Raw genomic sequence first — 12,289 nt, 5'->3', positions numbered from 1 at the left:
ATGAAAGGATTTGCCGTCATCGGCACGGTGATGTTGTTGGCCGGATCGGCGTTCGCGCAAGGTGGGGCCCCCAGCGGCCGCGGGGCCGTCACCGGTGATCCCGCCGCAAGCTCCGCCACGCCACGCGCGGACACACCAACCACGGGTACGTCGACCCGGTCCAATCCCAGCGGTAGCGGCACGTCGAGTTCGGGCGGCAAGGATGATAATGGGGATGCCGGCAGGGACAAGATGCTGGAGGGCAACCGCAGCGCGCGGCCGGAGAACCGGCAAAAGTAAGGGGTTGCTTGACCGTCCTATTTGTCCGCCATGGTGCGCTCGGCGTCCTTGACCTGTGAGCGCAACAGCGGGAGCTGCTCGCGCGCGAACGCTGCAAGCGCGGCATTGTCGGGCGCCTTCAGATAGCGTTCGAGCAGGTCGATCACCGCTTCATACTCGGGAATCTGCGCGGCATAGAAGCTTCTGACGAAAGTCGGCCCGTCCGAAGTTTCGGGCTCGACCAGGCTCGCGCTCGCCGGGGTCGTCTTGGTGATGCGCGGTTCGGTGCCGATCGCCTCCTGAATCAACTTCAGAGCCTTGTCGCGCCGGGTCGCTTCTTCGGCGCGCAGGGCAGCGAGGTTCTTGACCTCGGCATTGCCCTTGAGGTCGGTGCTCTCCAGCAGACCCTGCTGGAAGCGGCTGAAAGTGTAGAGATCGCTGATGGTCTCGGTTGCGGTCGGCGTGCGGCCGGCCGGCCTTCGCTCCCCGGTGCTGTCGGCAAGCGCTGCCGTGCTGATGAACGCCAAAACCATCGCGAGGAGAATCCGCATGGATATTCAATGGCAGACAGCGGTCGAAAGTTCCGCAGATGTTATGATCCGGTAAGGGCGGTTGCGACGCGGCGGTTCCGTCCCCAATTCATGTTGATGAAACAGTCCGAGATCTTCAGGGATAACGCCGACAACTGCCTCCAGCTCGCCGAGCGCGCCGAAGGACAGCCGTCACACAATCGTTTTCTGCGCATGGCGAATGCGTGGACGGCACTTGCCGACGAGCAGGATTGGCTCGACGGCGAGGTGCCGCCCGTTCCAGCGCGCAGGCCTCAAAAGCAGGATGCGTAATGCTGTCGTTTTCGTGGATCTGCGTGTGAGACTGCTCACGGACAGCCAGCAGGATCATTCGTAACAGTCGATCGCGTTGATTTCCTATTCCAGGAGGTTTTTGCAATGGCTCCACGTCTGGCTCTTCTTTCGCTCGTCCTCGCCTTTGGCGTGTCGGTCGCGTTCGCCACCGTGATGACGGTGCGGCAGGTGCATCACGAAAATGCATCGGCCCCGGTGCACTCGGCGCACAGTTAGCAGTCTGATCTCGCGGGTCGGAACCTTCGACGCTCCGGCGCGTAAGCGCTTCGAGACAGCAAAGAGGCGAGAGCTATCATGGCCCATTCCGACCAAGGCATCATCAGAGATCAACGCGGTGAACAGCAGCCGCGGGACAAGCAGCGTGCGCAGACCGTGCACAAGTCGGAGCCAAAGGGCTCGCCCTCTCGTGAGGCCACGCGTGATCCCAAATTGAACGACAACAGCAAGACGCCCGGCTCCGGCATGACGCCGGATGATTCCGGCGACGCCCCGAGCGGCTAATTCCATCAGGAACGAATCCCCGCGCAAAGAGTCGAGGGATTGCTTCCGGTTGTCATGCCCCCGGTGATCCGGAAGCAATCTCCAAGGACGGCCCTGGCACTCCCGTGCCGGGGCCGTTTGCTTGAGCATCAGGCTGCACTAATCCTCGGCGTCGCGCTGCGGATGCGGTTGCGTATGGCCGTCCGGGCCGCGCCCGAAAACCCCGAAGCTGCTCGATTTGACATTGCTCCCTGCATCGACCGCGGCAGCGGCCAATCCAAGCTTGAGGAGCTCGCGCACGGCCGCGGCCCGCGTCGGCATGCGATGTTTGAACCGGAAGTCGTCCACCGCGGCCAGTTCTTCCGGTGACAGCATGACCTGGAGCCGCTCGGCGCGAAGGTCGTTCATGATCAATCATCCAAAATGAGCAAGTTGAGTAGTTTACTCAACGAACTCATTCGGCCGCGGTTCCACAAGATGCGACTACGGCGCCAAGTGAGTAAAAAGAATAGCAATTTCAATAAGTTATGTGGTGCAAATGTTCTTGGGCAGGTGTATGCTCCCGGCAAATGGGAGAGACATCATGACGAACGAAGTCAGATTGCCCCGCATACATCTCGAAGTGAGCGACGCACCCAAGCCGGTGCGCCCAAGCCACCAGAAGGTCATCGAGCAGGTCGAGCGCTGGGCCAACAGCCCGGGCCTTCAACCGCCGAGACTGCAGCCGGCAACGCATGCCAAAGCGGGCTAGCGCTTCGCAAGGGGAGAGCCCTTGGCCGATAGTGAATGCGCTGATCGGTGCGGTTTGCGGGAAACGATGCGCAGCTTGCGCCTGAGCCACCAGGCCAAGACCGAAACGAAGGCCCAGACTATCAACGCGGCAGCGAAAGCGCCCGGAACGCTTGCAGCCACGGTGAAATGAAAGACGGCGGCGAATGCCAGGAGACCGATGCTTCCCCAGGCGGCACCAGCTGCGTCGAGCCCGGCGGCCTCTTGCCCGCGGCGCGTGCCGCTGAGGCCGGCCTTCTCCTTGGTGCGGCGTTCATGGCTTTCGACCAGCGTGGCGCTCGCGCAGAAGATGGCGGGAAGCGCAAGGAAAAGTCCGCCGACGGACACACCGAAGCGCGCTCCCAGAACCCCCGTGAGCACGGTCGCCAGGCCACCGAGCAGGAAACGAATGCCGTATTCGTACCAGCGTGTCTGCTTGAGCGCGGAGAGCGACAGCTTGACCGGCATCAGGCCGCACCTCCGAAGCCGGCGAGCAGGCCGAAGGCGACCGCAAGCCAGACGATGACAGCGAGGACGGTCGCGGGCAGCGCGGACAGACGATATCTGATCAGCAGATGGCAGACCACGACGCTGTAGCAGCCGAGCGCGACCGCGCCATAGATCATCGTCCAGCTTTCGGCCGCGGCATATTGCGGGCCGTGCTGGACGACGGCGATGCCGAGCGTCGCCAGTGCGACCGACGGTGCTGCGCCGAGCAACCCCGCAAAGCTTTTGGGTTTGAGCATGTCGCCCAAGATCGCAAAAGCGGAGACGATGATGCCACCGGCGATGAAGCGCACGATGTATTCGGTCACGGCTTTTCCCGCCGATTGACTTGCTTGCGGAACGATTGCGTCAGTGTCCATGGCCGCAAGAGTCTCTCGACGGCCGCGCCAAGCGCAAAGCCTTCGACCACGTCGCTTGCCCAGTGCGCGAGTACCGCGATCCGGGTCAGCGATAGTGCGATTGCGGCTGTGCGCAGCAATCGGCGCGGCGTCTTCGGCAGCAAGCCCGCCGCCGAGGCAAGGGCGCCCATATGGACCGCGTGACCGGAGGGGAAGGCGTCGCGCGCCCGTCCTGAGACGGGTACTCCATGCCCGTGCCCGCGTATGGTCAGCCGGTCTGGCCTGGTCTGATCGAACACGGATTTCAGGAGATGCGGCAGGACGGCCGTTGCCAGCGACACGGCCAAGATGTGATTTGCCACGGGCCGCTGTTGCGGCTGCCGAATGTGAGTGTAGAGCCACCCTATTGCGGCCAGCGCGAGCAGCACGTGCTCGTCGGCGGCCCAGGTCAATGTCTGCGCCGTGTGCTCGACGCCTGAATTGGTGTGATCAGCAATCGTATCCGCGATCGCGGTATCGATCCGGCTGGGTTTGACCTCTACCAATGCCATCTGTCTGCAAGCGTAATGTCCTTTGTGACAGTTTTGTAAAGCCCGGAGACAAAGAAGGTTCCTGGGCTCTGCCGCGTGACATCAGCCTGCAGCGCCGGGCTACGGCTGTCCCGATCCGCCAGCGGACCCATACACCTGGCCGGTCGCATAGCTCGCGTCGGCCGCGGCAAGCTGCACGTAAATCGAGGCCAGTTCGGCGGGCTGGCCGGGACGGCCGAGCGGCGTCATGCCGCCGAATTTTTCGAGCTTCTCCATTGTAGCGCCGCCGGAGACCTGGAGCGGCGTCCAGATCGGTCCCGGGGCGACGCCATTGACGCGAATGCCCTTCGAGGCGAGCTGCTTCGCCAGCGACTTGACGTAATTCATCGTCGCCGCTTTGGTCTGCGCATAATCGTAGAGATCGGGAGAGGGATCGTAAGCCTGCTCCGATGTCGTGCCGATGATGCACGAGCCGGGCTTCAAATGCGGAAGCGCCGCCCTGATGATCCAGAACGGCGCATAGATGTTGGTCTTCATGGTCGCATCGAAGTCTTCCGAGGAGACGTCGAGTATGGACGCACGTGTCTGCTGCCGCGCCGCGTTGCAGACGACGATGTCGAGTCCGCCGAGACCTTGGACGGCCTGCTCCACCAGCTGCTTGCAGAAAGCCTCATCCTTGAGGTCGCCGGGAATCGCGCGCCCGGTGCGCCCTTCCTTCTTGATCAGCGCGATGACGTCCTGCGCATCCGGCTCTTCGGCCGGGAGATAGTTGATGGCGACGTCGGCGCCTTCGCGTGCATAGGCTATCGCAGCGGCGCGGCCCATACCGGAATCGCCGCCGGTGATCAGCGCCTTGCGGCCCGCGAGCCGGCCAGAGCCCTTGTAGCTGCTCTCGCCGTGATCCGGCGGCGGCTCCATCTTGCCGGCAAGGCCAGGCCAGGGCTGCGACTGTTTTTTGAACGGCGGCTTTGGAAAACGACTGACGGGATCGACGAGTTTCTGCTCAGCCATGGATGTGTCTCCTTTCGCTGTCGAAGAGGCCAGCGAAGCAGCAGCGAGCGTTGCGCTCGCCGCTTGGACGACGTGCCGGCGGGATAATGAAGTCTTGTCTTGATGTGTCATGAGGCTCTCCGCGATCTCGCGATCTCAATGCGCGGAGACAGGCATCGTTGCAAAACGAGAGGACGCCGACTGCAGGCCGGCGTCCTCGGCAACCATTACTTGGACGATTGGCCGACGCTCGGCGCCTTGCCGAGCTCCTTGGCCATGTCGAGATGGTGCTTGAGCGCCGGCAGCGTCTTGCCGGCCCAATCCTTCAGGTCGGAATTGTCGCCGCCCTTGGCGTAACGCTCGAACAGCGAGACCGCGTCCTCATGAGCACTGACCTGGTACGAATTGTAATCCGAGCTGAAGTCCTTCCCATTCGCACTCTTGAGCTTGTCGAGCTTGCTCTGGTGCGAACTGTCGAGCGCTGTCGGCAGGGTCGCCTTCACCTTGCCGCCGCTGACGAGGCCCTTGAGTTCGCTGCTGGTCTTGGTGTGGTCGGTCACCATCTGCTGCGCAAAGGTCTTCTCCTGCGCGTTGCCTTTCTGCTCGGCGAGCTTGCTCGACTCGATCTCGAACATGTCGCTGATGGCGGCTTCCTTGACGAAGTCGGCGGTGGCAGGCGCGACGCCGAGCGCCGAGTTGACGCCGGTTTTCTCGCCGAGCGACTGGGCGAGCGCGGGACCTGCGAGAAGCACGCAGGCAGCTGCGATAATCATTCGTTTCATGGTCCGATCCCTTCGAATGGGCGCGCGGCCTCTCGCCGCGCGCGACGTTGCGGCCACCAACACGCTGCAGGGGCCGGAGTTCCTAATGGCTAATCCGTTGGACGCCGCCCGGTGCGCGGATTGATCGGATCCGTCGGCTTGCGCCGAAGCCGTTCGGGCAGAAACGGCTCACTCAGCCTGGCAGTGGCCTCGGCACGCACGTCTGCATGGCGTTGTGCCCGCTCGTGCGGCGTCCGGTTGTCGTTGATCTGCCGCTTCACGTCGAGGCCATCCACGGGATCGTTGACGCCGTGCTGGATATCGCGGAAATCGCTCATGCTTCACCTCATTCACTTCCAGGCAGGATCTTTTCCAGCACTTGCCGCGCCGCCCCCTTGATCACTCCGCTCTCGTTGGGATCGCCCTTCATCAGCGCAAGCGCGAAGTTCTTGGCCTGCTGCAGGGTGATGTGCGGCGGCAAAGGCGGCACTTCGGGGTCGGTCTTCACCTCCAGCACCACCGGCATCCGGCTCGCCAGCGCCTGCTCCCACGCCGAGCCCAGCATCTGCGGGCTGTCGACATAGATGCCGGAGAGGCCGATCAGCTCGGCAAACCGCGAATAGGACACGTTTGGGATGCGCTGCGATGCCTCGAATTTCGGATCCCCGTTGATGATACGCTGCTCCCAGGTCACCTGGTTGAGATCTTCGTTGTTGAAGACGCAGACGACGAAGCGCGGATCCTTCCAGTCGCGCCAATATTTCGCGGCGGTGATCAGCTCGGCCATGTTGTTCATCTGCATGGCGCCGTCGCCGACGAGGGCAATCACCGGGCGGTCGGAATGGGCGTATTTCGCGGCGAGCGCATAGGGCACCGCGGCACCCATCGAGGCGAGGCCGCCCGAGAGCGAGGCCGTCATGCCGCGACGCATCTTCAGGTCGCGCGCGAACCAGTTGGCGCAGGAGCCGGAATCGCTGGTGATGATGGCACGGTCAGGCAGGCGCGGCGACAGCTCCCAGGTGACGAGCTGCGGATTGACCGGTGCCGCGGGCTGATGTGCCCGATCATCGAGCGTCTTCCACCATTTCGCGACATCCTCTTGAATCCCCTGGCGCCAGGCGCCGTCGGTCTTGGGTGCGAGCCGCGGCAGCAGGGCGCGTAGCGTCTCGGCGGCATCACCGACCAGGCCGACCTCCATGGGAAAACGAATCGACATCATGCTGGCGTCGATGTCGATCTGCACGCCGCGCGCCGCGCCTTCCTTCGGCAGGAACTCGGAATACGGAAACCCGGAGCCGACCATCAGCAGCGTGTCGCATTCCATCATCATGTTGTAGCTGGGCTCGGTGCCGAGCAGGCCGATCGAGCCGGTGACCCAGGGCAGATCGTCCGGGAGCGCCGCCTTGCCGAGCAGTGCCTTGGCGCAGCCGGCGGACAAGCGGTCGGCGACGGCGATCACCTCTTCGGTGGCATGGAGCGCGCCGGCGCCGATGAGCATCGCGACCTTCTTGCCGGCGTTGAGCACCTCGGCGGCACGATCGAGGTCAGCATCACGAGGCTTGATGCTTGGCGCGCTATAGCCGACGCCGGAGTGCAGGGTGCCGTGTGCGCGCGGCGGATCCTCGTAGGGCTCCTCCTGGATATCGTTGGGCAGGATGACCACAGTGGGCGTCCGCCGGGCCAACGCGATCCGGATCGATCGATCGATCAGATGCCGGATCTGCGCCGGCGAGGATGCCTGCATGACATACGCGCCAGCCACATCCTTGAACATCGAGACGAGGTCGAGTTCCTGCTGATAATGTCCGCCCAGCGCATTGCGTGCCTGCTGGCCGACGATCGCGAGCACGGGCTGGTGATCGAGCAGGGCATCGTAGAGCCCGGTGATCAGGTGCGAGGCGCCGGGACCCGAAGTTGCGATACACACCCCGAGCTGGCCGGAGAACTTCGCATAGGCGGTGGCCATGAAGGCGGCCATCTCCTCATGCCGCGTCTGGACGAAGCCGATCTTGCCCTCAGCGCGCTGAAGGGCGCCGAATACGCCGTTGATGCCGTCGCCGGGATAGCCAAAGAGGTGGCGCACGCCCCATTGATGCAGACGTTGAACGATGAAGTCGGAGACGGTCTGGGACATCGAGGCGGCTCTCGGTTCCGGGATTCAAGTTGAGAGAACCGCCCGTTTCCGGCGATGTTCCTCAACTCTCGCGGAACATGCCGGAACGATCGCGCACCTCATCGGGTTGTCTCCACACTGGCTGAGTGGAGAATTGAGATGTTGAATCAGGGTGAACTGGACCGAGACGAAATGGGTCGGTTGATCGGTAGCGACAAGGTCGAGGGAACATCGGTCTACGGCGCCGATCGCAACAAAATCGGCTCGATCGAACGCGTGATGATCGACAAGATCAGCGGCAAGGTATCCTACGCCGTGCTCGGCTTCGGCGGATTTCTGGGCCTCGGCAACGACCATTATCCGCTGCCGTGGCAGTCGCTGAAATACGACACGGAGCTCGGCGGCTATGTCACCGGCATCACCACCAAGGAGCTGGAAGGCGCGCCGAAATACGGCGAACGGAGCGAGTGGAACTGGGGTGACGACGCCGCGGTTCGCGGCATCGATTCCTATTACGGCGTCCCCGCCGCTTAGACATTTCCGCTGAAAGGAAGCTCGACGCGAGCGCGGCGCCCGGTGCGCCGCGCTCGCTTTTTAGGCAGGGCGTTCACGAACGCGATGGTGCTCGCAACGGGCGGAACCATGATCAGGAGTTGCAGTTGGGCTCGCGTCGCGTGAGCCGGCTTTGGCGGCTCTGCCGCCAGTTTGATCCCTGAGAAAGGTGTTCACCGTGGATGCTCAAACCCGGGAGCGTGATCCATCCGCGGAGCAGCCGCAGAGGGCGAAGGAAGCTCCGAAGACCTCTCCTGATCAGGTCCGCGAAGCCAAGGACTCGAAGCCGGCGAAGGCGCCGTCGCTGCGGGACCGGATTCGCGAGCATTGGTTGGTGGCAACCGTTGGCACCATTGTCTTGCTCGCGGCCCTGATCGGCGGATTGCTCTACTGGCTTCAGGTACGCCACTATGAATCCACCGACGATGCTTTCGTCGCCGCGCGCAGCTTTTCGGTGGCCTCCAAGGTCGGCGGGTACGTGACCGAGATCCCGGTCACGGACAACCAGCATGTCAAAGCCGGGGACCTTCTCGCCAAGATCGACGAGCGCGACTATCGCATCGCCATCGATCAGGCCAATGCTCAGGTCGCGGTCGCCAGGGCGAACATCGCCAATGTCGAGGCGCAGATCGTTTCGCAGCAGGAGCAGATCAAGCAGGCGGAGGCGCAGCTCGATCAGGCCCAGGCCCAGCTCAAGTTCTCGCAGGAAGAATTCGCGCGCGCTCAGGATCTGGTCGAGAAGGGCGCAGGCACCGTGCAGCGCCAGCAGCAGACCCGCTCCGATCTTCAGGCGCAGCAGGCCAATACTGAGCGCGCGAAGACCGCGGTGACGGCCGCGCAAGTCGGCATCAAGACGCTGCAGGCCCAGCTCGAAGGCGCCCGGGCGCAGCTCGAGCAGTCGCAGGCGCAGCTCGATCAGGCCAAGCTGAACCTGCAATATACCAACGTGGTTGCGGCGCAGTCCGGCCGCGTCGTCAAACTCAGCGGCGCCAAGGGCACCTTCGTCAACCCGGGCCAGAGCCTGATGATGTTCGTGCCCGACGAAGTCTGGATCGTCGCCAACTACAAGGAGACGCAGCTCAACGACATGCGGCCGGGCCAGCCGGTTGAGATCCGCATCGACGCCTATCCCGGCCGCAAGCTCACCGGCCATGTCGAGTCCGTGCAGCCGGGCTCCGGCACCGCGTTCAGCCTGTTGCCGGCGGAGAACGCCACCGGCAATTACGTCAAGGTGGTGCAGCGCGTGCCGGTGAAGATCGCGGTCGACAGCTGGCCGGCGGATTTGCCCGTTGGCCCGGGCATGTCGGTCGTGCCCTGGACCAAGGTGCGATGACGGATACGGCGCAAGGGGGCGCGTCAGCGGGCGGCTGGTCGCCGGAGCGCTCGGCGGCGGGCGGTCATAACCCCTATCTCATCGCGTTCGTCGTCTCGATCGCGACCTTCATGGAGGTACTCGACACCACCATTGCCAATGTCGCCTTGCGCCACATCGCCGGTGGGCTTGCCGTCGGAATCGACGAGAGCACCTACGTCATCACCAGCTATCTCGTCGCCAACGCCATCGTGCTGTCGATCTCGGGCTGGCTGTCGACCGTGATCGGCCGCAAGCGCTTCTACATGATCTGCGTTGCGATCTTCACGGTCTCCTCGCTTTTGTGCGGCTTCGCCTGGAATTTGCAGTCGCTGGTGCTGTTCCGCATCCTTCAGGGCCTCGGCGGTGGCGGCATGGCGACCAGCGAGCAGGCGATCCTCGCCGACTCCTTCCCGCCGCACAAGCGCGGCCAAGCGTTCGCAATCTATGGCGTCGCCGTCGTGGTCGCGCCCGTAGTCGGTCCGACACTCGGCGGCTGGATCACCGACACCTACACCTGGCACTGGGTGTTCCTGATCAACGTCCCCATGGGACTGCTGTCGCTGTTCCTGGTCGGCACGCTGGTCAAGGAGCCATCGGGGGCGGAGGAGGAGCGGGAGAAGCTGCTGAGCAAGGGCCTGCGGGTCGACTATGTCGGCTTCCTGCTGGTCGCGATCGGGCTCGGCTCGCTCGAATACGTGCTCGACGAAGGCCAGCGCAGCGACTGGTTCGGCTCGAACGTGATCGTGTTCTTCGCGGTACTTTCGGCCGTGTCACTGCTTGCGCTGATCCCTTGGGAGCTGACGCGCGAGGATCCCATCGTCGATCTCCGCCTGCTGGGCCGTCGCCAGTTCGCCGCCTGCTTCCTGGTCATGCTTGCGACCGGCGCGGTGCTGATTTCGACGACGCAGCTTTTACCGCAACTGCTCCAGAGCGATTTGAACTACACCGCCATGCTGGCGGGTCTTGCGCTGTCACCTGGCGGAATCGCGACCCTGGTGCTGATGCCGGTGGTGGGCCGTCTCGTCAGCAGCGTGCAGCCGAAATACCTCATCATGTTTGGCGCCACCATCGTCGCGTTCTCGATGTGGCATCTCACGGGCCTCACCGGCGATATCACCTATGGCTATGCCGCGATGTCGCGCATCTTCCTCGCGCTCGGTCTGCCTTTCCTGTTCCTGCCGGTCACGACCGCGTCCTATGACGGCGTGCCGCCCGACAAGACCAACCAGGCCTCGGCACTGATCAACGTCGCCCGCAATATCGGCGGCTCCATGGGCGTTGCACTGGCGCAGACAATCCTGGCGCAGCGCCAGCAATTCCACCAGAGCCGCCTGATCGAACACGCCGCGCCATCGGACCTCGGCTACCAGCAGACCATCGAGACGATGACCCGCTTCTTCCAGGCTCAGGGCTCGAATGCGAGCGATGCGGCCTCGCAGGCGGTCGCCTGGGTCGGGCGCACCTTGCAGCATCAGGTCGATTTGCTCGCCTATATCGACGTGTTCTGGACGCTCGCGATCATCGCGGTGCTGATGATCCCGACCGCCGCGGTGCTGCGCCCGATCAAGCTGGGCGCTCCCGCGCGGGGGCATTGAGCCAACGGCCGTTCGGAGAGAAAGGGTGACCGCGGCGCAAAAGTCCGGCTAGACTGGTCCGAACACACCAAGCAAAAGCCCGGGAGGTAATTTAAGTGAAGACCGCGATCACCGAACTGTTCGGCATCGAGCACCCCATCATCCAGGGCGGCATGCATTTCGTCGGCTTTGCCGAGCTGGCGGCTGCCGTCTCCAATGCCGGCGGGCTCGGCATCATCACCGGTCTCACGCAGAAGACGCCGGAGCTGCTGGCAAAAGAGATCGCGCGCTGCCGCGACATGACCGACAAGCCGTTCGGCGTGAACCTCACTTTCCTGCCGACCTTCGCCACGCCGCCTTATCCGGAATACATCGCGGCCATCGTCGAAGGCGGCATCAAGTCCGTGGAGACCGCGGGCCGCAGCCCGGAAGCCTACATGCCCGCGCTGAAGGCTGCCGGGATCAAGGTCATCCACAAATGCACCTCGGTGCGCCACTCCCTGAAGGCCGAGCGCATCGGATGCGACGCCGTCAGCGTTGACGGCTTTGAGTGCGGCGGCCATCCGGGCGAGGACGACATTCCCAACATGATTCTGCTGCCGCGCGCGGCGGAGGAATTGAAGATCCCGTTCGTCGCGTCCGGCGGCATGGCCGACGGGCGCAGCCTCGTCGCGGCGCTGTCGCTGGGGGCGGCCGGCATGAACATGGGCACGCGCTTCATCGCGACCAAGGAAGCCCCGGTGCATCAGAACGTCAAGAACGCGCTGGTCGCCGCGACCGAGCTCGACACCCGCCTGATCATGCGGAGCCTGCGCAATACCGAGCGCGTGCTGAAGAACGCCAATGTCGACCGCCTGCTCGAGATCGAACGCGAGAAGGGCGACAGACTGAAGATCGACGACATCCACGACCAGGTCGCGGGCGTCTATCCCAGGATCATGCTGGACGGGCAGATGGACGCGGGCGCGTGGAGCTGCGGCATGGTCGCAGGCCTCATCCACGACATCCCCACCTGCAAGGAACTCGTCGACAGGATCATGACTGAGGCGGAAACCATCATCCGTACCCGTCTGATGGGGTTTCTTGAAGGGACGGGTGCACCGCGAAAGGTCGCCTGACACCGCCAAACTTCTTAACCACGGCGCCAGTTGACCGCTGGAATTGCGCGCGACGCCTCCTAAATAGAGGTAAATTACCTCTT

The 12,289-nt window shown here is 63.7% G+C and carries 18 protein-coding genes; 9 read left to right on the top strand and 9 right to left on the bottom strand.

Going from position 1 to position 12,289, the window contains the following annotated elements; genetic code table 11:
- Positions 1-279: a hypothetical protein gene (locus AC0L2F_RS05785; protein WP_007607301.1), complete on the top strand. Its 279-nt coding sequence runs from the start codon at positions 1-3 to the stop codon at positions 277-279.
- Positions 280-296: 17 nt separating this feature from the next.
- Here AC0L2F_RS05785 and AC0L2F_RS05780 read toward each other — a convergent pair whose 3' ends face one another.
- A complete protein-coding gene (locus AC0L2F_RS05780; protein WP_473247781.1) occupies positions 297-809 on the bottom strand; it encodes a DUF4142 domain-containing protein in 513 nt (170 codons plus the stop codon).
- 96 nt (positions 810-905) lie between these two features.
- Here AC0L2F_RS05780 and AC0L2F_RS05775 point away from each other — a divergent pair, with 96 nt between their 5' ends.
- The 3 genes from AC0L2F_RS05775 (at position 906) to AC0L2F_RS05765 (ending at position 1,622) form a co-directional block, all read left to right on the top strand.
- On the top strand, positions 906-1,100 hold the full coding sequence (locus AC0L2F_RS05775) for a hypothetical protein (protein ID WP_035974876.1): 195 nt from the start codon (positions 906-908) through the stop codon (positions 1,098-1,100).
- 105 nt (positions 1,101-1,205) lie between these two features.
- Complete coding sequence (locus tag AC0L2F_RS05770; RefSeq protein ID WP_473247779.1) at positions 1,206-1,337, top strand: hypothetical protein; 132 nt, start codon at positions 1,206-1,208, stop codon at positions 1,335-1,337.
- Between the two features lie 78 nt (positions 1,338-1,415).
- Positions 1,416-1,622 carry a hypothetical protein gene (locus AC0L2F_RS05765; RefSeq protein ID WP_106942847.1) on the top strand — a complete coding sequence of 69 codons (207 nt, stop codon included), beginning with the start codon at positions 1,416-1,418 and terminating at the stop codon, positions 1,620-1,622.
- Between the two features lie 138 nt (positions 1,623-1,760).
- Here the strand turns inward: AC0L2F_RS05765 and AC0L2F_RS05760 are convergent, their stop codons facing one another.
- A complete protein-coding gene (locus AC0L2F_RS05760; RefSeq protein WP_473247778.1) occupies positions 1,761-2,009 on the bottom strand; it encodes a hypothetical protein in 249 nt (82 codons plus the stop codon).
- A gap of 175 nt (positions 2,010-2,184) precedes the next feature.
- Between AC0L2F_RS05760 and AC0L2F_RS05755 the strand changes: the two genes are divergently transcribed.
- Complete coding sequence (locus AC0L2F_RS05755) at positions 2,185-2,352, top strand: hypothetical protein (protein WP_007607312.1); 168 nt, start codon at positions 2,185-2,187, stop codon at positions 2,350-2,352.
- Here AC0L2F_RS05755 and AC0L2F_RS05750 read toward each other — a convergent pair.
- From AC0L2F_RS05750 to AC0L2F_RS05720, 7 genes are all read right to left on the bottom strand, one after another.
- Entirely contained in the window at positions 2,349-2,837 is a 489-nt protein-coding gene (locus AC0L2F_RS05750; RefSeq protein WP_007607313.1) for a hypothetical protein, read from the bottom strand. The two genes, AC0L2F_RS05755 and AC0L2F_RS05750, sit on opposite strands and share 4 nt — an antisense overlap.
- Complete coding sequence (locus AC0L2F_RS05745; protein WP_007607314.1) at positions 2,837-3,184, bottom strand: DUF3147 family protein; 348 nt, start codon at positions 3,182-3,184, stop codon at positions 2,837-2,839. The genes AC0L2F_RS05750 and AC0L2F_RS05745 overlap by 1 nt, the downstream gene beginning before the upstream one ends.
- A complete protein-coding gene (locus AC0L2F_RS05740; RefSeq protein ID WP_007607315.1) occupies positions 3,181-3,765 on the bottom strand; it encodes a phosphatase PAP2 family protein in 585 nt (194 codons plus the stop codon). The genes AC0L2F_RS05745 and AC0L2F_RS05740 overlap by 4 nt, the downstream gene beginning before the upstream one ends.
- A gap of 99 nt (positions 3,766-3,864) precedes the next feature.
- The gene (locus tag AC0L2F_RS05735) at positions 3,865-4,755 is read right to left on the bottom strand and encodes an SDR family oxidoreductase (protein ID WP_473247777.1); all 891 of its coding nucleotides are present in this window, start codon (positions 4,753-4,755) and stop codon (positions 3,865-3,867) included.
- A gap of 206 nt (positions 4,756-4,961) precedes the next feature.
- The gene (locus tag AC0L2F_RS05730) at positions 4,962-5,516 is read right to left on the bottom strand and encodes a DUF4142 domain-containing protein (protein WP_473247776.1); all 555 of its coding nucleotides are present in this window, start codon (positions 5,514-5,516) and stop codon (positions 4,962-4,964) included.
- 89 nt (positions 5,517-5,605) lie between these two features.
- Entirely contained in the window at positions 5,606-5,833 is a 228-nt protein-coding gene (locus tag AC0L2F_RS05725) for a hypothetical protein (protein ID WP_473247775.1), read from the bottom strand.
- A gap of 8 nt (positions 5,834-5,841) precedes the next feature.
- Positions 5,842-7,629, bottom strand: coding sequence for a thiamine pyrophosphate-requiring protein (locus AC0L2F_RS05720; protein ID WP_473247774.1), 1,788 nt, complete (start codon positions 7,627-7,629; stop codon positions 5,842-5,844).
- Between the two features lie 138 nt (positions 7,630-7,767).
- Between AC0L2F_RS05720 and AC0L2F_RS05715 the strand changes: the two genes are divergently transcribed.
- The 4 genes from AC0L2F_RS05715 to AC0L2F_RS05700 all read left to right on the top strand — a co-directional run bounded on the left by AC0L2F_RS05715 (position 7,768) and on the right by AC0L2F_RS05700 (position 12,206).
- On the top strand, positions 7,768-8,142 hold the full coding sequence (locus tag AC0L2F_RS05715; RefSeq protein WP_473247773.1) for a PRC-barrel domain-containing protein: 375 nt from the start codon (positions 7,768-7,770) through the stop codon (positions 8,140-8,142).
- Between the two features lie 196 nt (positions 8,143-8,338).
- The gene (locus AC0L2F_RS05710) at positions 8,339-9,493 is read left to right on the top strand and encodes an HlyD family secretion protein (protein ID WP_473247772.1); all 1,155 of its coding nucleotides are present in this window, start codon (positions 8,339-8,341) and stop codon (positions 9,491-9,493) included.
- On the top strand, positions 9,490-11,109 hold the full coding sequence (locus AC0L2F_RS05705; protein WP_473247771.1) for a DHA2 family efflux MFS transporter permease subunit: 1,620 nt from the start codon (positions 9,490-9,492) through the stop codon (positions 11,107-11,109). Before AC0L2F_RS05710 ends, AC0L2F_RS05705 begins: the two co-directional genes overlap by 4 nt.
- A 95-nt stretch (positions 11,110-11,204) precedes the next feature.
- Positions 11,205-12,206, top strand: a complete 1,002-nt coding sequence (locus tag AC0L2F_RS05700; protein WP_007607341.1) for an NAD(P)H-dependent flavin oxidoreductase — start codon at positions 11,205-11,207, stop codon at positions 12,204-12,206.
- Positions 12,207-12,289: the final 83 nt, after the last annotated feature.

Source organism: Bradyrhizobium sp. Ken64, assembly GCF_055807555.1.
Note: the sequence above shows the minus strand (reverse complement) of the source record. Positions and strands in the feature narration are given on the sequence as shown.

Bases quoted from the DNA above. Each gene is read 5' to 3' on its own strand.
- AC0L2F_RS05785 (WP_007607301.1), top strand. From the start codon at position 1: ATGAAAGGATTTGCCGTCATCGGCACGGTGATGTTGTTGGCCGGATCG.
- AC0L2F_RS05780 (WP_473247781.1), bottom strand. From the start codon at position 809: ATGCGGATTCTCCTCGCGATGGTTTTGGCGTTCATCAGCACGGCAGCG.
- AC0L2F_RS05775 (WP_035974876.1), top strand. From the start codon at position 906: ATGAAACAGTCCGAGATCTTCAGGGATAACGCCGACAACTGCCTCCAG.
- AC0L2F_RS05770 (WP_473247779.1), top strand. From the start codon at position 1,206: ATGGCTCCACGTCTGGCTCTTCTTTCGCTCGTCCTCGCCTTTGGCGTG.
- AC0L2F_RS05765 (WP_106942847.1), top strand. From the start codon at position 1,416: ATGGCCCATTCCGACCAAGGCATCATCAGAGATCAACGCGGTGAACAG.
- AC0L2F_RS05760 (WP_473247778.1), bottom strand. From the start codon at position 2,009: ATGAACGACCTTCGCGCCGAGCGGCTCCAGGTCATGCTGTCACCGGAA.
- AC0L2F_RS05755 (WP_007607312.1), top strand. From the start codon at position 2,185: ATGACGAACGAAGTCAGATTGCCCCGCATACATCTCGAAGTGAGCGAC.
- AC0L2F_RS05750 (WP_007607313.1), bottom strand. From the start codon at position 2,837: ATGCCGGTCAAGCTGTCGCTCTCCGCGCTCAAGCAGACACGCTGGTAC.
- AC0L2F_RS05740 (WP_007607315.1), bottom strand. From the start codon at position 3,765: ATGGCATTGGTAGAGGTCAAACCCAGCCGGATCGATACCGCGATCGCG.
- AC0L2F_RS05735 (WP_473247777.1), bottom strand. From the start codon at position 4,755: ATGGCTGAGCAGAAACTCGTCGATCCCGTCAGTCGTTTTCCAAAGCCG.
- AC0L2F_RS05730 (WP_473247776.1), bottom strand. From the start codon at position 5,516: ATGAAACGAATGATTATCGCAGCTGCCTGCGTGCTTCTCGCAGGTCCC.
- AC0L2F_RS05725 (WP_473247775.1), bottom strand. From the start codon at position 5,833: ATGAGCGATTTCCGCGATATCCAGCACGGCGTCAACGATCCCGTGGAT.
- AC0L2F_RS05720 (WP_473247774.1), bottom strand. From the start codon at position 7,629: ATGTCCCAGACCGTCTCCGACTTCATCGTTCAACGTCTGCATCAATGG.
- AC0L2F_RS05715 (WP_473247773.1), top strand. From the start codon at position 7,768: ATGTTGAATCAGGGTGAACTGGACCGAGACGAAATGGGTCGGTTGATC.
- AC0L2F_RS05705 (WP_473247771.1), top strand. From the start codon at position 9,490: ATGACGGATACGGCGCAAGGGGGCGCGTCAGCGGGCGGCTGGTCGCCG.